The sequence below is a fragment of the Fibrobacter sp. UWB11 genome (assembly GCF_900143015.1).
Lineage (GTDB): Bacteria > Fibrobacterota > Fibrobacteria > Fibrobacterales > Fibrobacteraceae > Fibrobacter.
Window position 1 is genome coordinate 776,227 of the sequence record NZ_FSRT01000001.1, and the last position, 18,334, is coordinate 794,560.

At 48.0% G+C, this 18,334-nt stretch carries 17 protein-coding genes; 11 read left to right on the forward strand and 6 right to left on the reverse strand.

Features of this window, described 5'->3' with window-relative positions; genetic code table 11:
- The first annotated feature begins 44 nt into the window (after window positions 1-44).
- Entirely contained in the window at window positions 45-1,370 is a 1,326-nt protein-coding gene (locus tag BUQ91_RS03390) for a GntR family transcriptional regulator (RefSeq protein WP_074208150.1), read from the forward strand.
- 3 nt (window positions 1,371-1,373) lie between these two features.
- On the opposite strand, the gene BUQ91_RS03395 is transcribed toward BUQ91_RS03390, so the two are convergent.
- Window positions 1,374-2,492, reverse strand: coding sequence for a glycosyl hydrolase family 8 (locus tag BUQ91_RS03395; RefSeq protein WP_074208151.1), 1,119 nt, complete (start codon window positions 2,490-2,492; stop codon window positions 1,374-1,376).
- A 571-nt stretch (window positions 2,493-3,063) separates the two neighbouring features.
- On the opposite strand from BUQ91_RS03395, the gene BUQ91_RS03405 reads away from it, so the two are divergent.
- Window positions 3,064-3,258, forward strand: a complete 195-nt coding sequence (locus BUQ91_RS03405) for a hypothetical protein (RefSeq protein WP_072828250.1) — start codon at window positions 3,064-3,066, stop codon at window positions 3,256-3,258.
- A gap of 72 nt (window positions 3,259-3,330) precedes the next feature.
- Window positions 3,331-4,449 carry a hypothetical protein gene (locus BUQ91_RS03410; protein ID WP_072828249.1) on the forward strand — a complete coding sequence of 373 codons (1,119 nt, stop codon included), beginning with the start codon at window positions 3,331-3,333 and terminating at the stop codon, window positions 4,447-4,449.
- A gap of 231 nt (window positions 4,450-4,680) precedes the next feature.
- Here the strand turns inward: BUQ91_RS03410 and rpsD are convergent, their stop codons facing one another.
- A complete protein-coding gene (rpsD, locus tag BUQ91_RS03415; protein ID WP_072828248.1) occupies window positions 4,681-5,286 on the reverse strand; it encodes a 30S ribosomal protein S4 in 606 nt (201 codons plus the stop codon).
- An 83-nt stretch (window positions 5,287-5,369) separates the two neighbouring features.
- Window positions 5,370-6,146 (reverse strand): endonuclease, encoded by a 777-nt coding sequence (locus BUQ91_RS03420; protein WP_074208152.1) that lies wholly within the window; start codon window positions 6,144-6,146, stop codon window positions 5,370-5,372.
- A gap of 84 nt (window positions 6,147-6,230) precedes the next feature.
- Here BUQ91_RS03420 and BUQ91_RS03425 point away from each other — a divergent pair, with 84 nt between their 5' ends.
- Entirely contained in the window at window positions 6,231-7,520 is a 1,290-nt protein-coding gene (locus tag BUQ91_RS03425) for a bifunctional folylpolyglutamate synthase/dihydrofolate synthase (RefSeq protein ID WP_074208153.1), read from the forward strand.
- A gap of 76 nt (window positions 7,521-7,596) precedes the next feature.
- Here the strand turns inward: BUQ91_RS03425 and BUQ91_RS03430 are convergent, their stop codons facing one another.
- Complete coding sequence (locus BUQ91_RS03430) at window positions 7,597-8,139, reverse strand: putative periplasmic lipoprotein (protein WP_074208154.1); 543 nt, start codon at window positions 8,137-8,139, stop codon at window positions 7,597-7,599.
- Window positions 8,140-8,333: 194 nt separating this feature from the next.
- Here BUQ91_RS03430 and BUQ91_RS03435 point away from each other — a divergent pair, with 194 nt between their 5' ends.
- Genes BUQ91_RS03435 through BUQ91_RS03460 form a run of 6 tightly spaced genes read left to right on the forward strand, consistent with a single transcriptional unit; the run spans window position 8,334 to window position 13,121 of the window.
- Window positions 8,334-9,035 (forward strand): MotA/TolQ/ExbB proton channel family protein, encoded by a 702-nt coding sequence (locus BUQ91_RS03435; protein WP_139255903.1) that lies wholly within the window; start codon window positions 8,334-8,336, stop codon window positions 9,033-9,035.
- On the forward strand, window positions 9,032-9,448 hold the full coding sequence (locus BUQ91_RS03440; protein WP_072828243.1) for an ExbD/TolR family protein: 417 nt from the start codon (window positions 9,032-9,034) through the stop codon (window positions 9,446-9,448). Before BUQ91_RS03435 ends, BUQ91_RS03440 begins: the two co-directional genes overlap by 4 nt.
- Entirely contained in the window at window positions 9,435-10,370 is a 936-nt protein-coding gene (locus BUQ91_RS03445; RefSeq protein WP_074208155.1) for an energy transducer TonB, read from the forward strand. Before BUQ91_RS03440 ends, BUQ91_RS03445 begins: the two co-directional genes overlap by 14 nt.
- Window positions 10,371-10,379: 9 nt before the next feature.
- The gene (locus tag BUQ91_RS03450; protein ID WP_074208156.1) at window positions 10,380-11,648 is read left to right on the forward strand and encodes a PD40 domain-containing protein; all 1,269 of its coding nucleotides are present in this window, start codon (window positions 10,380-10,382) and stop codon (window positions 11,646-11,648) included.
- 17 nt (window positions 11,649-11,665) lie between these two features.
- The gene (locus BUQ91_RS03455) at window positions 11,666-12,250 is read left to right on the forward strand and encodes an OmpA family protein (protein ID WP_074208157.1); all 585 of its coding nucleotides are present in this window, start codon (window positions 11,666-11,668) and stop codon (window positions 12,248-12,250) included.
- A gap of 10 nt (window positions 12,251-12,260) precedes the next feature.
- Window positions 12,261-13,121 (forward strand): tetratricopeptide repeat protein, encoded by an 861-nt coding sequence (locus BUQ91_RS03460; protein WP_254842228.1) that lies wholly within the window; start codon window positions 12,261-12,263, stop codon window positions 13,119-13,121.
- A gap of 89 nt (window positions 13,122-13,210) precedes the next feature.
- Here the strand turns inward: BUQ91_RS03460 and murA are convergent, their stop codons facing one another.
- Together murA and BUQ91_RS03470 are read right to left on the reverse strand one after the other, a co-directional pair.
- Window positions 13,211-14,488, reverse strand: a complete 1,278-nt coding sequence (gene murA, locus BUQ91_RS03465) for a UDP-N-acetylglucosamine 1-carboxyvinyltransferase (protein ID WP_074208158.1) — start codon at window positions 14,486-14,488, stop codon at window positions 13,211-13,213.
- 5 nt (window positions 14,489-14,493) lie between these two features.
- A complete protein-coding gene (locus BUQ91_RS03470) occupies window positions 14,494-15,258 on the reverse strand; it encodes an RDD family protein (protein WP_074208159.1) in 765 nt (254 codons plus the stop codon).
- 66 nt (window positions 15,259-15,324) lie between these two features.
- Here BUQ91_RS03470 and rapA point away from each other — a divergent pair, with 66 nt between their 5' ends.
- A complete protein-coding gene (gene rapA / locus BUQ91_RS03475) occupies window positions 15,325-18,315 on the forward strand; it encodes an RNA polymerase-associated protein RapA (protein ID WP_072828236.1) in 2,991 nt (996 codons plus the stop codon).
- Window positions 18,316-18,334 lie beyond the last annotated feature (19 nt).

An 18,334-nucleotide genomic window follows, 5' to 3' on the forward strand; every position in this document is an offset into this window, starting at 1 on the left:
TTCAGGAAATTTTTTTATTTTATAAAATGACGAGGTTTTGAAAGTTGCTGATTGAAGACGTAAAAAAATCTATTGTAAATGCTGGTTTTCAAGACGGTGAAAAAATGCCTTCTGTGCGTAAAATGGCAGAAAGGCTTGGACTTTCCGTCAATACGGTTCATAGGGCATACAAACTTTTATCTGCCGATGGCCGTATCCAGCTAGTTCACGGTAAGGGTTGCTTTTGGGGTTCTGCACCATCGTTTGAGGTGAAACCCGAAGAAAGTGTCTATTCTGTCGTTGAACGTCTATTTCAGAATGATTTGGATAGCGGAGTCCTCAATGCTTTTGATGAACTTCCTTCGTGCAAGGAACTTTCGAACCGTTATGGTGTTTCTCCGTACATTGTAAAAAAGTTCTTGATGCAGAAAAGTTCGCAGGGAATTTTGCGCCATGTTGGGCACAGGTTCTTTTTCAGCGAAGAACGTACGGTCGGAAAATCAAATTACGTTTTGTTTGTGCACCGTTCAGATGAATTTGGTCGTTTAAAAATCGAATCGGAACGCGAATCCGATGTTTTTCGCACGTTTGCACAAATTGCCGCAGAACAGAAAATTGCTGTAAAGTTTATCGGATATCACGAAGCGTCGAACCAATTCTTTTTATCGGATGGTAGCTCGTATACGATAAAAAACGATACCCATTGCTTGGGCGTGTTCCTTTCGACATGGCTTGTCGAGGATGCTTCTAAGTTGTTTGCTCATTTTGCCATGTTCAAAAATCCGATTTCGGTCTGGTGGGAATACGCGCCGGACATGGTGCCGGTCAGTGCCCGAAACCGCAAAAAATGGGCGTTCTACAACGTGGCATTTGGCAAAGAAGCAGGCGTGATTGTCGGGCGTTACCTCAAGAATAAAAATATGGGGGAGGTTCATTACTTGTCTCCGTACCATGCGAGTTTCTGGTCCAAGGCTAGGTTGCAAGGGCTTATCGAAGCGGGGGCAGAAGTCGTGCCACTTGTGGACGAACGTTTTGCGTCTCCGTTCGACTTGATGGATGTGGCGAAAAATTCAGGCATCGATAGTCAGAAATTTTTGGATAACGTTCTTGGCGAACTTTTGAAGTCGGCAACACTAGATAAGTTTGTCTGTTCAAACGATTGGGTGGCGGCTTCGTTGATTGATTATTTCAAGGCGAAAAAATTGCCTGCGCCGTATGTGGTAGGGTTTGATGATACGATTGAAAGTTACCGCTATGTCTTTGACTCGTTTGCTTTCAACGTCGGAACGATGGTGAAAGAAGCGATTTATCACATTGTGGCGCCGACTATATATGCAGAACAGCGGCGCCAAATGCAGACACCGCTGGGTAGAGTGGTCGAGAAACACTAGGTTTTAAACGTTAAATTTCCCGGAGCAGGCGAGGAGCCCGAGCATATACAGGAGTCCGTCGTAGTAGCGCCAGAGTCCGGTCGGGATTTCCATATTCCAGAGGTCTTCGGCGAACGGCTTAATAAGCGGATCGCCAGCGGGGAGTGCTACTGTCGATGCTGCGTTCATGGCAATCAGGCCGCCCGTAGCAGGCCTTGCCTCGCGCGGGAACGCGCTCCCGTCGACACGCATGTCGGCGAGATACGGGCGCCGGCTGTTGAGGTAGCCGAGAATTTTCTTGACCGCAGAAACTTCCCATTCGCTCACGTCTGCGCGTTCGCCTTTGTCTTGCAATGTGGCTGCATCAAGTCCGATGTTCCACACAACTCGCCAAGCGTCTCCGCAGAAGCAATCGCTTTCCGGATGCCATGGCGTTTTCTTCGGCGTTCCGTCAAATTCGCTGTAGTCGGCGGCAAGTCCCGTGACCGGGTGGCAAGCCTTTTTCAAGTAGGCAACACTTTTGTCTGCAATCTTGTTCCAAATTGCATCGCCGCTTGCTTCGCCGTACATTCTGTAGAATGCGACCGTGTTGTAGCTTGGGTCGGTGTAATCGTTACCCTTCATGGGGGAAAATCGCACGAGACCTGCGTTCACATCCATCATCGTGTACACATCGCCAGCTTGCGGCTTGTGCGCCATATCGTTGATGAGCTCGATGGCGTCACGTTTGTATTCTTCGCTATTGAAAACCTTGGCGGCATAAAGGAGAGCTGCGGCAAAATATTCTTCGCCATCCGGGGCTGCACCCGGGTCCATCATCGTGAAATCGGCGGTTGAAACTTGCCAGGAGTAATAACCGGCGAGGTCGCCTTCGGTATTCTTCATATGCGTCTTGGCGAATTTCCAGAGCTTGTTAAAAAGGTCTTGCTTGCCGAGAAGTGCGGCAACAGTCATGCCGTAGCTCATGCCTTCGGAACGGATATCGTTGTGGCCGATATCCACGATGTAGGCCATGTCGTTGCCTTTGTCAAAGCAAATGCGTTCGTTGTCGTGGTCGCCTTCGAACAGTTGCGTGAAAGCCTTGTTGAGTTTCGCCTCGATTTCGGCGGGAGTCTTACCAATTTCTTCAAAAATGTTTCTCATGACAAGTAAAATAGAAATGTATTGGACTGCGAGATTACTTTGCGTGTGGAAAATGCAAAAACTGTTTGATGTGTTTTGAACTGCTTTAAGAAAAATGATGTTTTTTTCGAAAAAAAATGATAAATGCCAGATTATGACATTTAAAGTAGTTATGTTAATCTCGTGAAACTTTTAAAGTCGTTTTTTTTTTGTTTGTAACGATTGGAGAAAAAATGAATAGAATAATAAAAGGCTGTGTTGATATATGGCTTGATGAAATGGTTCCTTGCCTCAAGAATCTAGAAACAGGAACGATTGAATAAACTGCATTGGGCAAGTACAGCTCCCCAAAATAATGTCCATTTGTATGGAAAAAAGAAATATAATGGGGTTGGGGGACATCTTTTTGCGATTGCCGTAGATATGTCTTTTTAATGGGGGTATGATGGATTTGTTTATGGCTTCGCCCTTAACAAAGACCTTTTAAATCATTATATTAATGCTCTAGGGTGTTTCTTTGTGGGAATCCTTCATCCGTATCATTTTTTGATTGAAACTAATACTGCTCAAAGGCTTTTGGAGAATTATACATATGAGTGGAACTGATAAAAAGACTATGAATTTATCAGATGTTCAGTGCGAGTATTTGGGATTTCCTGATCCATACCGCAATCCGCCTGCTTGTAAATACGATCATCGGGCTCTTGTGGAGTATGCAAAAAAAGTGGGGAAGTCTATCAACGATTTGTCTTTTGAAGAAAAAGCGCATTTTATTGTAAATCGTTAGTTTCTTTATGAACGAAAGGCTATGTCCACCCCAAATGTTGCTGATTGACCATAACCCCCAGAAGAACAACTAATGGATATTGAAATGATACCACATTTGCGCGACTGCATTGATTTGTACAATCCATACGCCAATAAGTACATCGAACTTATATCCACAGCAGATGCCGGAAATGATCTGGAAGGACACCACATTGTTCCGGCTGCATTTTACAAATATGTATTAGGTTGTGAAAAGACAAGGCTTGTATCATCGCTAGATATGATACCGGAAAACATCGTTCGCCTTTCTAAACGCAATCATATACTAGCCCACTATTATTTGGCCCGTTGCATCAAGCACCCGAACAATATTTTTACCGACTCTCAACTATACGCTTTTGTAAACATGTTCTCCAAGCGTATTATGAAGAGTCATCCTTTATTTAATGAAATGCTCGGCTTTGCCGAGGAGAATAAAGGGGTTAAGCGTAGATACAAGCAATATGAGTTATGCCCACCGACAATACCGAGCGGGTGTTCTTTCTATCAAGATGCGATTATCCATACTGATCGTACTGGGGCCTGGATAACCCAAATCCGAGACCATGGGAAGGAACATTATACTTATGACCATTTCGGTAATTGTTTGGATATTCAGATAGAGGGACATCCTAGCATTTGGGTAGTTCGTTCATTGACTAATGGTCGCGTTATGTCTATCGCTACTAATGCAGACGACCAAAGCACCTATGCCGGTTTTTCCGATACTGGTATATGTCATTTGTGCTATGATTGGCAAGGAAGAATCGAGTCAAAATTTCCATATCGTGCAACAGAAAAAACATATATTTTTGCTGATGCTATGTATAGCATGTCTAACTACATTTCGCGGATATTGCCGGAAAAAGAATTTGCTGAATTTATGCAGCTAATCAAGAAATATATCGGTAAGCGGGCGCATGGTATTGTCGAGCCGTACTCCTACTATGATATTCCTGCTGCTCCTAAACGCATATTTAGCAAAAGTCATTGCGACGAAATGGTTAAACAATGCGAAGCTAATGCAGAAAGCTGGATGAAACTATATAACGATGGAGTAAGACGTGATGGTGTGTATGCCGCAAACTACTTCAAAAAACTTGCCGATATGTGGCGTGTAATGGATGCGACCGCAATGGGCAAACAACCTACTGCCGTTGAGCAAAAATAAGTTGACCCCGTTGCAGTACCAGTCCCCGAAGTGCAAGAATCCGTTCCCATTGAACAACCGTCTACCGATTGCCAATCTCGTCATGAACCTCAAAAAATCGGGTTTTTGCGTAGATTGTGGACAAAGCTCGTCTAGCAACACTTTGTGAGGATGTAGCCTAAACAAATAAAAACGCCCGCATTTCTGCGAGCGTCTTTAAAAGCTTGAGTCTTTGCAACTCTAAGCGGTTTACTACCTGGAGTAGTATTCCACGACGAGCTGTTCTTCGAGCTTGACCGGGATCTGGTCGCGGAGCGGAAGCTTCACGAGAGTACCCTGCATCTTGCCGAGATCGACAGACAAGTATTCCGGAGCGGCAGCTGCAGAAGCGATTGCTTCCTTGATCTGCACGTGTTCCTTAGACTGTTCACGAACGGCAACCACGTCGCCAGCCTTGATGAGGCGGCTCGGAGAGAAGCTACGAACACCGTTCACAGTGAAGTGACCGTGTGCAACGTACTGACGAGCAGCGAAGATCGTACGGGCAAAACCCATGCGGTAGACGACTGCGTCAAGACGAGTTTCGAGCAAGATCATCAGGTTATCACCTGCAGAACCTTCACGACGGTTAGCTTCCTTGTATGCCTTGGCAAGCTGAGCTTCGGAAATGTTGTAGGTGAAACGAAGACGCTGCTTTTCGACCAACTGCTGCTTGTAAACGGAAGCAGACTTCTTGCGGGTCTGACCATGCTGGCCAGGTGCGAAGTTGCGGCGGTCGAGAGCCTTTTGAGTCTTCTGAGAAACGGCAACGCCGAGAGAGCGTGCTACTTTACCTTTAGGTCCGCGGAAGGAGGACATATTTACCTCTTTGAGGAAGCTCTTTGGTTACGCTCGCATGTTGGCAGAGCTTGGCACGACATGCGAGATTTGGAGTCCCAAATTTAGTTATTTGCTTTTAGGCTGTCAACAGGCTCGACCGGTGCGGCTGGTTCTTGGCATTTTTCGAAGACAAACGGGTTGTGGTCGCCCTGGACCTTGAAAATGCGGCGGTCGCGCTCGCATTCGCGTTCCGTGACGGGGTATGCCCTGTCCCAAGCTTCGAAAAGTTTGCGGTCTTGCTTGGAAAGGTTGATGTTGTAGGTCTTTTCCATGTAGAAGTGTACGCGGGCAATCAGGCCTCGGACTTCTTTGCGGGGTTGGACCTTCTTGTCCTTGAAATCGACGATGGTTTCGCACTCGCCGTACATGGGCTCTGGGGTGTTGGTCCACTGGCTGAACATGAAGTTGCTGCGGTCTCCGTTGACTTCACCGATGGCGGGATAGAGGTTGTGAAGGTCACCTTCCATAATCTTGAATGTGGTGTCGTTCGCGCTGCAGTTCTTGCGACCGCCGTCGCGCCAGCAGGGGAGGTGTTGGCCCATGTTATGGGCGGTGACGATGTGTTCCCATTCGATGCGTTCTGTGCGCTTGTAGCTCTTGCGGTTCGGGTTTTCACGCGGCTTGTAATTGCAGGTGCTGAAATCGACTTTCTTTTTGTCGAGATAGCGGCATCCGCAGTAGAGCGTTTCCTGGAGTTCACCATAGTAGATGCGTCGCATCTGCTTGCCTGCATCGCGGTAATTGTAATGTTGTGGTGCAGCCAAAGGATTGACCTTGGCGAATGATGTTGCTGCAAAAACGCAGAAAAGCAAAGCGACAGCTTTTGCTGAAACTTTCATATAAATAAAACCTCTTGTTGTGTGTGATAGAAATGTAATCATTTTGGCCATTGGTCGTTGGTCTAACTTTCTATATTGTATACCATGCTTCAAGACGGATTGGAATATTTGAATTCCCGGCTCATTTTCGGGATGATGCCTGGGCTTGCTTCTACACGTAAACTTTGTGAAGTCCTTGGGAATCCTCAGAAAAAGTTCAAGACGATTCATGTTGTTGGTACGAACGGTAAGGGTTCTTCGAGCTATTATCTTTCTGGAATTTTGCAGGCGCATGGCCTCAAGACGGGACTTTATACGAGTCCGCACTTGGTGAACTTGCGCGAGCGCATCCGCGTAAACGATTTGCCGATTGATGAAGAATCTCTTGGACGTTTGCTTTTGAAAGTCAAGGCGGCTGCCGAAGAAGCTCAAGTCGAACCGACGTTCTTTGAAGTGTTGACTATTGTCGCGTTCCTCTATTATGCAGAACAAAATATCGATGTTGCCGTTCTTGAAGCTGGCATGGGCGGTCGCTTGGATAGCACTGCTGTTGCCGATGGCGAATTGATTGTGCTCACGAGTATCGGGCTGGAGCACACTGAAGTTCTTGGAAGCACGGAAAGCGCAATTCTCAAAGAAAAAATGGGCGTTGCCGGTTCTGCACAAAATATTCTTTCTAATGGCCATAGCAAGGTGTTTGTGCTTGGTGGCCTGAGTGATTCGCTGATTGCAGAAGCCAAAATTTATGCGGCTTCGCACGGATGTTCGTGTGTCGTTCCTACAATTCGTAATGATATTGAACTTCCGAATTTAGGACAACATTATATTGAAAATGCAAGCCTTTCGCTCAAGGCGGCGGAACTGTTCTTGAAGAATTTTGATGAAGCGCTTGCGCTCAAGACTCTTACGACACGCTCTTGGGCGGGCCGCATGCAAAAGCTAATCGATGCAAACGGCGTAACGAAGTTTGTTCTAGATGGCGCTCATAATTCTCATGCGGTTCGTCGCTTGGTCGAAGCGTTGGACAAGTATTACCCGAGTCAAAAGTTCCATTGCGTATTTGGAGCACTCCGCGATAAGGATGTGGGAGAGATGCTCAAGCTCATGGCTCCGCATGTAAGTCATTGGCATATTACGCGAACACCGTATCCGCGATTCCGTGAACTGGAAGACTTGCAGGGCGAACTTGAAAAACTTGGATTGAACGTTGCTAGTGCGGGCGAGTTTTCTCGCGAATATCTCAATGAAGTCTGCGCTAATGTTACGGATGGCTCGCCGGTTCTTATTACCGGTAGCCTTTATATGATTGGTGCGACTGTGCAGGCGCTCAAGGATGATTTTGACGGGCTTGCGTTCTTCCGTGGCATGGAGCCCACGACGAACGAACACCGTTAATTGGCGCGTGTGTGCGATTATATAAAAAAAAGACATTGGCTAAGCCAATGTCTTTTTGCTTGAAACTTAAGTTGGATTAGTCGTCCATTTCGTCAAGTTCTGCGTAAGCCTTTTCAGCAGCGGCGCGAATCTTTTCAGCTTCTTCCTTCTTTTCCTGCTGTTCGAGCATCTTGATGTATTCGGAGACGAGGTCAGAGTCGAGCGTCATAACGCCATAAACCTTGAACTTGCCATCGGCAGTCGTTTCGACCTTGACGTCAGAAAGCGTTGCACCGTTGAGGCGCTGGCTAACAGAAGTCTTGGACGTGCTCTGGAAGTGTTCGGCAATTTCATCGCTCACGTCTTCCTTGAAGTTCTTGATCAAAGCCTTGGTCTGAGCGTCGATAGACTTGGCGAGGTCTACGCGGGCATTCTGGTCGGCCTTTTCGTAAGCAATCTGTTCGTCAGCAGATTCGCCGATACCGATGCCGGCCGGGATGTGCTGCTTGAGGTAGCTCTTCTTCTGCATCTGCATTTCGATGAGAAGGCTTGCTTGCTTTTCTTGCGGTGTCTGCGGAGGATTGCTAGAGCAACCTACAAACATAGCTGCGACGGCGAGACATGCGATGAGTTTTTTCATTGTTTTCTCCTTGGAATAAAAATCCAGATATATTGTTTTGTGATTTTAATATACAAAAAATATCATGTAAAAATGTAGTTTCGCTGCATTTGTCAAAAAAAGTGTTGATTATTGCTTTGTGTTTTCTTTTTTAAGTGCTTTTTTGTATTATAATATAGCATGTATATTTTTGTAAATATTTTTTGGAGGTTGTCTTGAACAATACTGTACCAGTTTGGCAAATGATTACGCAGTCCGATATTGTGACGATGATTATTCTCGGGATTCTTGCCTTTATGTCGCTTGGTTCCTGGGGTATCATCATCGTGAAGTTCTTTAAGCACAAGTCGAATTTGCGTGCCAATGCAAAGTTCTTTAAAGAGTTCGGCAAGCTGAGACATTTTTCGGAACTGCAAAAGCTTTGTACAGTTTCTAACGATAGCGCATTGCGTTTGCTGAGCGTTGAAGTCTTGAACGAAGTATCCAAGTTCAAGGGAAAAGTGAGTTACGAATCCCTTCAGCATCGAGCCTCTTTGCTTGAAGATGCTATCCAGCGTTCTATTGAAGGTATTCGCATGGACGAAGACCGTTACCTGACTTTCTTGGCGACAAGTTCTAACTTGGCTCCGTTCTTTGGCTTGCTTGGTACCGTTTGGGGAATCATGATTGCGTTCTTCCAGATTGGTCATCATGGCTCTGCTGACTTGACTGTTGTTGCTCCGGGTATTGCCATGGCGCTTATTACTACGGTCGCTGGCCTTGTGGTTGCAATCCCTGCTTCTGCCGGGTACAATTACTTTACCTCGAAAAATGGAAGCAACGAAACTTCGTACTATAACTTTGGCTCTCAAGTTTTAAGTTTGTTCAAAAGAGGGGACATGCTTGCTGTTGAAGGAGTTGCCGAGGAGGAAGCGTGAAACGCAGCCGCCGTAAGGACTTAAAGCAAGAACTGAACCTCACGAACATGATCGATATCGTGTTCGCTATCTTGATTGTGTTTATTTTGTGTGCGCCATTGATGAGTCAGGGAGTCAAGGTAAATCTCCCGCAGGTAAAGGCTCCGACGATGGAACAGCAAAAACTTTTAAAGGTTTCTATCACCAAGAATCTTGAAATATTCATTGCCGATATGCAGGTGGATATGGAAAGTTTCGAAAGCATTTTCAAGTCGCTGTGGAATGGCGAAATGGCGGTGGTCATCAACTCGGACGAAGCGGTAAGCTATGGCTTTGTGATGAAGGTTGTGACTCAAGTGCAAAAACTTGGTGTGACGAAACTCGGTTTTTTGACGATGACCCCAAAAGACGAATTGGTAAATGAAAAGAAATAGGGACCATATCCAATATTTCGAGACGGAAAACGATGGATCTTTGTTCAAGATCATCGTGTGTGCTGTCGTGTTTCATTTGGCGGTTGTCGGGACTTTGATTGGCCTCAATAATATTGATTTGAGCAAGCCTGCCGAAGAAATTCCCGTGTTCGAAATGGTGCAGGTCGATGAGCCTGTTCAGCAACCTGTGGCTAAGGCGGCTTTGCCGGAACCTGAACCGCAGCAAGCTCCGAAGGAAGAACCTCCGCCACCGGCTCCTCCAGAACCTGTGCCCGAAACGACTCCTGAACCGGAGCCTGTTCCGGAACCGACTCCAGAAAAGACGCTCGAGCCGGAGGCTCCGCAGGTGCCCGAAGAACCCGCTCCCGAAGTGAAGCCGGATACGCCGGAACCCGTGCCTGTGCCGGAACCCAAGGCCGAAGAAAAGAAACCGGAAGAAAAGGTCGAAAAGCCGAAGCCCGTCGAGAAGCCTGTTGAAAAGCCGGTGGAAAAGATTGCAAAGAAAACTGTCGAAAAGAAAAAAGTCGAGAAAAAGCCTGCGAAAAAGCCGAAGGATGACGATGACTTCAATATCGACGATTTGAATTTGCAGAAGTCGTTTGAAATGCCTAGCCTCAAGGCGGTGAACCCGATTGATATGGACCCGCTGATGCAGGTGTTCCTGGAACGCGCTAAGGCAAAAATCATGAGCAATTTCAATCCGCCGAACGGGCTTACGATTGATCGAGATGCAAAGACTACGGTGCAGTTTACGGTGGAACGTTCGGGCATGATTACGAGCGTATTCCTCAAGCGTTCTTCTTCGAATACTGCTTGGGACCACTTGTCAATGCGTGCCGTGAAAATCTCGAAGTTGCCGGAACTTCCGCCGACGTACAAAGGCGCAAGTCTTGTGTTGCAGTTTAACTTTACGCCGAACTAGAAAATAACTATGAAAAAAATAAAATTGCTTTTTGTGTTTGTTGCGATGGCGCTTGCGCTGCCTTCGTTTGCGGCGATTGATACGATTGCTGTGGATGTGGGTATTTCTGTTTTCCAGACGATGCCGATAGGTGTTGTGCCTTTTGAAGAAAATGGACAAATTAAGTGGACGAGCGAAGCTCCGCATAAGATTCTGACGCGTGATGCGAATCTCTCCGGGCGTTTTGAAGCCGTTCCTTCGGATAAGTTTGACTTGGTGCTTTTTAGCAAGAAGCGTGCACGCCAGTATGTGACCGGTAACGCCACGAAACTTTCTGACGGAAAAATCAAGCTCGATTGTTATTTGTATGCCGCTGAAACAAAGGATGTCTTGCTCGGCGAAAGCTATACCGTGAAGCCTTATGACGTGCGTCAGGCGGTTCATTCGTTCTTTGACAAGGTCGTTTATCGCTTGTTCGGTGAACGTGGTATCGCTTCGACAAAGCTTGCTTATGTCTCGAAAATCGATGGTATGAAGCAGGTGGTTATTTCCGATTATGATGGGTTTTCCCGCCGCCAGATTACGCGTGATTCTTCGATTAATACGATGCCCGTTTGGCAAAAAGGCAATAAGGGCTTAGTTTATGTGAACTTCCGCAAACAGCACCCGAACCTCTATGCCATCACGTTTGGCGGTAAAGAAACTCCGCTCTTTACGCAGTACAAGCAGACGTTTAGCCCTGCAGTGAACCCAAAGACCGGTGAACTCCTTTTCGCGGTGATGGATGGGGCAAAAACAGAGATTTATCGCGGTGATATGAAGACTGGCTCTGCTCAGAAATTCTTGCATTTGCAATCGAATCAGGTGAGCCCTTCTTGGAGCCCGTTTGCAAGTGAAGTGCTTTTTACAAGTGACCGCGGCGGTTCTCCGCAGGTTTATGCTGTTGGTAAAGATGGCTCGGATGTAAGGCGCATTACATATATGGGCCATTACAATGAACGTGCGAGCTGGTCTCCGGATGGTGACCGCATTGTCTATACATCGATGGACGATGGCAAAATGAATATTTATACGTGCGCTTTGGATGGAACGGATATTATCCAGCTCACATCGAACGCAGGGAACAATGAACACCCGACTTGGTCGCCGGATGGCAAGCTGATTGCGTTTGCCAGTGACCGTGGCGGCAATTATCAAATTTATATTATGCGTAAAGATGGTAGCGGCGTGACTCGCATTACGAATGGTGCCGAAAATATGTCGCCCACATGGTCTTGGTTTTTTGACGAGAAAAAATAAATAGAGGAGCGTAAAATATGGGTAAGATATTTAAACTCACGTTGATGGGAATGGCTGTAGCCTTGTTTGCTTGGGGCTGCAGCAAGGAAAAACCGGAGACGGATCCTCAACCGCAAACTGCGCCGGAAGCATCTGCGGATTCCTCGCTCAATCTCGATGCTCTTATTGCGGACACGTTGAGTGCCGATTCCTTGGCTCGCTTGGAAGCAGAACGCCTTGAAGCCGATCGTGCTCGTTTGGAAGAAATGATCAACCGCATTATGCTCGAAGATGTTTACTTCGATTATGACCGTTCCGAACTGACTGAAAATGCAAAGCGTCTGCTTGCACAAGTGGCAGAAATTTTGGTAAATGAGACCCGCTTCCTCGTGACGGTTGAAGGGCATACGGATGCTCGCGGTACCGAAGATTATAATCTTTCTTTAGGAGCTCGTCGTTCGAGTGTCGTGAGGGATTTCTTGATTGCGTATGGTGTGGATGGAAACAGGTTGATGTCTGTAAGTTACGGAAAGGAACGCCCGAAGGTTCAGGGGTCTGACGAAAGCGCATATTCCAAGAACCGCAGAGCCCATTTCCGCGTATCCATTGCAAATAACGAGTAGGGGGTGAATTGTGAATTTTAAAGCGATTTCTTTAGGTGTTGTTTTGGCATCGTTTATGCTTTCGGGATGCTGTAGCATTACTATACTGCGTACAAAAGAAATGAAGGCTGTAGGCGATGAAATTATGGTAAAAAATGATTCTGCCTATAAGGCTCTTTCGGCTGAAAATAATGCGCTTAAGGTTGAACTCGATAGCATTAAAGCTCAGCTCGATGCTGCTGCCGTGGCGCAGAAGCGCTTGCAGGCCGAAGTGTCTCTTCTTACAAAACGCATGAGTGAAGAATCGGTGCGCCGTGATACGCGCCAAGAAGAAATTAAATATCGTTTGGATATGCTCATCGGAAAGTCCGACAAGATTTTAGCCAAAAAGGTTGTGGTAAGCAATGGCGCGGCAAGCGCTGTGATGGAAGCGGATGCTAACGCCGAAAAAATGGTGGAAGCGGAGACTATGTTCAATGCGGCTCACTCGGATTATCATCGTGGCGAGTACAAGCTTGCGTACAATGGTTTTAAGCAGGTCTATGAGCTTGTGAAAAAGGGCGAAATGGCTGAAGGTGCTCTTTACTGGATGTCACTTTGCTTGATTGAAGTGAATCAGGTGGCGAAGGCCAAGACGATTTTGACAAATCTCGTGGAAACATACCCGCAAGGATTGAAGGCTTGTGCTAGCATGTTCAAACTTGCATCGCTTTTCGGCAAGGAATGTGATTTGGAACGTCAAAAGCAGTACTTGCAGAAGATTCTTTCAAACAATACTTGTGCTTCGACAACGGAACAGGAACAGGCTGCCTTGCAATTACAGTCTATGCTAGAATTTAAGTCTACGGACGGGCGCTCGGCAGAACAAGTTTGCCGCGAACAGATGAGGTAAGAAACGCTTTTTAGGAAAAGCAAAAGCTCCGAGTTTCTCGGAGCTTTTTGTGTTATGAGATTTCCGCTTGAAGGCCGGAGTGGCTGATTTTATTCGTCGCGGGCGTCGGGGTTGAAACGCTTGACGGTGGCGCCAATCTTAGCCATCTTGGCTTCGAAATCTTCGTAGCCACGGTCAAGGTGGTAAATACGGCTGATGGTCGTTTCGCCTTCTGCAATGAGGCCTGCGAGCACGAGAGCTGCACTTGCGCGGAGGTCGGAACCCATGATGTCGGCACCTTCGAGCGGGAGGCCGCCCTTGATTGTTGCTGTGTTGCCGTTCAGCTGGATGGAGGCTCCCAAACGTTCGAGTTCAGCGACATGCTTAAAACGGTCGTTATAGACGGTATCTTGCACAAGGCTGTTGCCCGGAATCGAGAGGAGTGTTGCCATGAACGGGGCCTGCATATCGGTCGGGAATCCCGGGAACGGGAGAGTCACAAGGCTCATAGGCTTGAGTTCCTGCTGACGTGCATCAACTTCGGCCCAGTCGGCGCCTACGTTCACCTTGCAGCCAATTTCGCGGAATGCGTCGAGCGTAGAGGCGATGTGTTCCGGGATGATTCGCGTGACCTTGACGCGGCCGCGCGTGATGGCGGCGGCACAGAGGAACGTGCCTGCTTCAATGCGGTCCGGGATGGTGACGCCTGTACCCGGGCGGAGGGATTCCACACCTTGGACGGTGAGGGTGCGCGTTCCGCGGCCCTGGATTTTTGCGCCCATGCTGGTGAGGAAGTCGATGAGGTTATCAATTTCGGGTTCGAGAGCGGCGTTTTGCAGGACGCTTACGCCCTTGGCGAGTGTCGCCGCCATCAATACGTTGACCGTTGCTCCGACGCTAGAAATCGGGAAGTTGAAGTTTCCGCCGGGGAGGCGGCCTTCGCATGTCGCTTCGACGTAGCCGTGCGTAACGGTAATCTTTGCACCGAGAGCTTCGAGACCTTTGAGGTGCAGGTCAACGGGACGCGGGCCCCAGGCGCATCCGCCGGGGAGCGATACGCGACAGCGACCGAATCTTGCGACGAGTGGGCCGAGCACGTAGAAACTGGCACGCATGGTTTTCACGAGTTCGTATGGGGCTTCCAAGTGGTCTACGCCATGAGTGTCGATTCTCAAAACATGGCTTCCGCCGTTGATGTGGCAACCGATAACGCGGAGCACATCGGACATGGTCTTCATGTCTTTCAAGTGCGGAACGTTCGTGATTTCGGAAACGCCATCGGCGAGGAGGGCTGCGGCCATGACGGCAAGTACCGCGTTCTTTGCACCAGAAATTTCAACTTCACCATTGACTGGTGCTTTTACTTGAGGAACGATAAACTGATCCATATAAATTAAACCTCTTTATTAAACTTTTGTTCTATCGGATCATGGACTACTCGTGTTCTTGCGATAAAGTCGTGCAAAGCCCTTTTTTGCGGGTCGATGAGGACGATAAGGTAGCCTAGACCATAAAAGATAATAGTCGCTTGCGTTACGATGCTTGCGATAAAGCGGAAAATCGAGAATGCCCACGAGAGCTTTTCACCGCCAGCCATTTCTACGTGAATGTGGAATAGCTTTTTGCCGGGGGTTGCTCCCCAAATGGCATGGAATACGATAAAGTAAGCCGCTTGGACAATGCTCCAAATGGTAAAGAATGTAGACATTCCGGGAAGTTCGAGTGCCTTAGTGACAATGTCGGAAGAAGTCGGGTCTTCAATATATTGCCTTGCTACTTCGGTAACGGCATTCAAATCGATAAAACCCGTGAGACTCAACAAATAAAGGAAAATTGCACCGACAACAGAAAGAATTATGTTGTCTATAATAAAGGCGTTGGCGCGTACAAAAAATCCTGCAAAACGTTTGCGACTCAGTTTGCTTTGGAGAAGCGTCTCGATAGTCTGTTTCAGGAGTTCTTCTTCTGTAGGTTCCGGTGCCTCGGTTGCTTCGGGATAGTCCTTCCAAGCTTTCCAATTGGGTTCACCGCTATGCCAAACAAGAGTTTCATCTTTTATTTTGCCTTCGTTGACAAAATTCCTGATTTCGTCGATAGAGAAAGGGCCTTGGCGCCTGTCCCCGTCGGTGATTGAAGTGTCAATGTAAAACCATTTCATGTTGTGGAATAATTTAGTAAAAAGTTCGCAAGCCGAATTTTTGAAAAAATTGTAAATTTAGGGGTTATGATGATGTTTAAAATTGGTCAGCGTTACGTTAGCCAAGCCGAGCCCACCCTGGGACTTGGTATTGTTTCCGAAGTCCAGGGACGTACTGTCAAGATTTTGTTCCCTTCAATCGGTCAAGCTCGAATTTACAGAACCGAAGAAGCTCCTATTGAACGTTTTGTGTTGCAAGTGGGTGAGACTGTCAAGAGCGAAAAGGGTGTCTCTTTTGTGGTGGACTCTGTTCGCGAAGATTCGGGTATCATGGTTTATGTCGGACGAAACGGCAAGGAGATGAAGGAATCCGAGCTGAGTTCGAAACTTTCGACGGCTCGACCGGCTGTGCTGTTTAGGGCTTTGGCCGATGACGAAGTTTGCTCGTCACGCGATTTTTTACGTCATGAAGATGCGATGGAAATGTTTTACAAGTGGACGTCTTCGCCGGTTCGTGGCATGATTGGTCCGCGCGTGAACATGATTCCGCACCAGTATTACCTTTGCTACCGTGCATGCTCAAGCTCGACGCTCCCGAGGCTTATGCTTTCGGACGAAGTGGGCTTGGGTAAGACGATTGAAGCGGGTATGATTTGGCATGCGCTTAAGTCGAGGGGCCGCATCCAGCGTACGCTCGTGATTGTCCCGGAAACGCTGAAGCACCAGTGGATGATTGAAATGAAGCGTCGTTTTAACCAGCTCTTTACGCTGGTGGACGAAGGCTATATCCGCGGGCTTTTTGTGGGGGTTGCGAAAGACGAAACGAAGCCGAACCCGTTCATGCAGAGTAACGACATCATCGTGTCCATTGACTTTTTGATGGCGCAGCCTGCATTGATCGAAGACCTCTTGAAGACAAGCTGGGACATGACCATCATCGACGAAGCCCACCATCTGGTGTGCGAGGATGGTTTCACGAGCCACGAGTACATGCTTGCAAACAGAGTGATTGCACGTTCGAAGGGTGTGTTGCTTTTGACGGGTACTCCGCTCCAGCTCCATCCGGAATCGCAGTTCAACCGACTCAAGATGCTCGATCCGGTGCGTTTTGCAGACTATAACGATTTTATCAAAGACCAGGAAGCATACCTCAAGCTTGTGCGAGATTTGAATAAGCTTCCGACCGATCCGAACCACCACATGAGCTGGGATGACTTGTACGAATGTGTCCCGAAGAACTCGCAAATTCGTCCGTGGCTTGAACAGGAAAATTCAAAATCCATGACGGCGGGTGAATGGATGCGCCGCATTGTCGATGGCATGGGCACGGGTTCTGTGGTGTTCCGCAATACGCGTAAGGGCGTGGGCGGTTTCCCGAAGCGTGTGCTCGATGAAATTCCGCTCGAACCGAATCCGGCTTACCGCGAAATGGTTGAAGTGGCTGCCGACCGTGACCTCGAAGCATCGACCGACATTCAAGAGAATGGTCTCCTTTGCACAAGGTTTTCGGATGCATGGCATTTGGATGAACGCTTTGAATGGCTTAAGGGATTCCTCAAGGAATACAAGAACGAAAAGGTCTTGTTGATTTGCGAATCGATTCAGGTGGTGCAGGCGCTTGAAACTTTGCTCCTCGAATTCTTGGGAGAAGGTGCGTTTGTGATGTTCCACGAAGACATGAGCATCATGGCGCGTGACAAGGCTGCGGCAAACTTCAGTAAGCCGGATGGTGCAAATTTGCTTATTGCATCAGAAATCGGTTCCGAAGGTCGTAACTTCCAGTTCTCTCATCACTTGGTCTTGTTCGACTTGCCGCTTGATGCCGCTCTTGTGGAACAGCGTATTGGCCGCTTGGACCGCATTGGTCAGGACAAGGACATCATCATCCACGTGCCGTATGTGAAGGGCTCTGGCCAGGAAGTGATGTTCCGCTGGTATAACGAAGGTTTGAATTCGTTTGGCGCTCCGCTCATGAGCGGTGGTGAACTCTTCCTCAAGTACACGGAATCCTTGATTGAAGCTTTGGCAACGCCGCGCGCTAGCCTTGAAAACTTTGTGAAGAACGTCATCCCGCAGGTCAAGAAAGACTGCGAGCAGATGCGTAAGCATATCGAAAACGGCCGTGACCGCTTGCTGGAATTCAACTCTCGCAATCCTGAGAAGGCTAAGGAAATCACGGACGAAATTAGAGAGCTCGATGCGGAACCGGAACTCAAGAATCTCGTGTTTGATTCTTTGACGAACCGCGGACTCGATGTCGAAAAGAGCTCTGTGTCGGGGTGTTTCCTTATCACGATGGGACCGCAAGTCGAAGCGGGCTCCGTGCCAGGCATGCCGGAACTTGCTTCTGGCGTGTATAGCGCTGGAGGAGGCCGCGTGAACAGCCAGACGGATTTGTGTGGCGAAGGTGGCGGCGATTCGGAAGGCGATGGCCGTACGAATGGCGGCACCTGCATGACTGTCACGTTCGATCGCGATGTCGCGATGACGCACGACGATATTGAATTTATCAGCTTGGATCATCCGCTTGCTCAAGGCGTGTTCGATTACGAAACGGGCATGGGTCGCGGAACGGTGTCTTGCGCGATTTGGCCGAACTCTGGTTTGCGCGGACTCATGATGCAGTACAACTTTGCTGTGGAACTTCCGGTGTCCGAAGAATGGGGCTGTGCCGATATCGCAGGGCCGAAGTATTTCAAGGTGCTCGTGAATGCGAAGGGCGAAAACATGTCTGGACATTTTGATGCACTTTCGAATGCTGCGCTCAAGGACGTTGGCGTTCCGCAGGGCAATGCCGCTGTCGATATGACGCTCCGTTACTTTGCTAAGGATGGCTTGGCAAAGGCTCGCTTGATTGTTTCTGAACAGGCGAAGAAGTATGCTGAAGAAGCTGCAAATGCTGTGGAAGCGCGTTCGGAACAGGAATACCAGCGCATGAACCATTTGCTCTCGATGCGTGGCAAGGCGGGTACGAGCGAAGCTTTGAAACAGCTCCGCAAGAACGTGCAGGAACGCAAGAAGATTGTGGCTAACCCGCAACTCCGCCTCGATGCAATTCGCTTGGTGGTGTGCAAATAAACTATTGACTAATAACTAA

Excerpts from the sequence above, each read along its gene's own strand:
- BUQ91_RS03395 (WP_074208151.1), bottom strand. The coding sequence starts at position 2,492 with ATGAGAAACATTTTTGAAGAAATTGGTAAGACTCCCGCCGAAATCGAG.
- BUQ91_RS03405 (WP_072828250.1), top strand. The coding sequence starts at position 3,064 with ATGAGTGGAACTGATAAAAAGACTATGAATTTATCAGATGTTCAGTGC.
- BUQ91_RS03410 (WP_072828249.1), top strand. The coding sequence starts at position 3,331 with ATGGATATTGAAATGATACCACATTTGCGCGACTGCATTGATTTGTAC.
- rpsD (WP_072828248.1), bottom strand. The coding sequence starts at position 5,286 with ATGTCCTCCTTCCGCGGACCTAAAGGTAAAGTAGCACGCTCTCTCGGC.
- BUQ91_RS03420 (WP_074208152.1), bottom strand. The coding sequence starts at position 6,146 with ATGAAAGTTTCAGCAAAAGCTGTCGCTTTGCTTTTCTGCGTTTTTGCA.
- BUQ91_RS03425 (WP_074208153.1), top strand. The coding sequence starts at position 6,231 with ATGCTTCAAGACGGATTGGAATATTTGAATTCCCGGCTCATTTTCGGG.
- BUQ91_RS03430 (WP_074208154.1), bottom strand. The coding sequence starts at position 8,139 with ATGAAAAAACTCATCGCATGTCTCGCCGTCGCAGCTATGTTTGTAGGT.
- BUQ91_RS03445 (WP_074208155.1), top strand. The coding sequence starts at position 9,435 with ATGAAAAGAAATAGGGACCATATCCAATATTTCGAGACGGAAAACGAT.
- BUQ91_RS03450 (WP_074208156.1), top strand. The coding sequence starts at position 10,380 with ATGAAAAAAATAAAATTGCTTTTTGTGTTTGTTGCGATGGCGCTTGCG.
- BUQ91_RS03455 (WP_074208157.1), top strand. The coding sequence starts at position 11,666 with ATGGGTAAGATATTTAAACTCACGTTGATGGGAATGGCTGTAGCCTTG.
- murA (WP_074208158.1), bottom strand. The coding sequence starts at position 14,488 with ATGGATCAGTTTATCGTTCCTCAAGTAAAAGCACCAGTCAATGGTGAA.
- BUQ91_RS03470 (WP_074208159.1), bottom strand. The coding sequence starts at position 15,258 with ATGAAATGGTTTTACATTGACACTTCAATCACCGACGGGGACAGGCGC.
- rapA (WP_072828236.1), top strand. The coding sequence starts at position 15,325 with ATGATGATGTTTAAAATTGGTCAGCGTTACGTTAGCCAAGCCGAGCCC.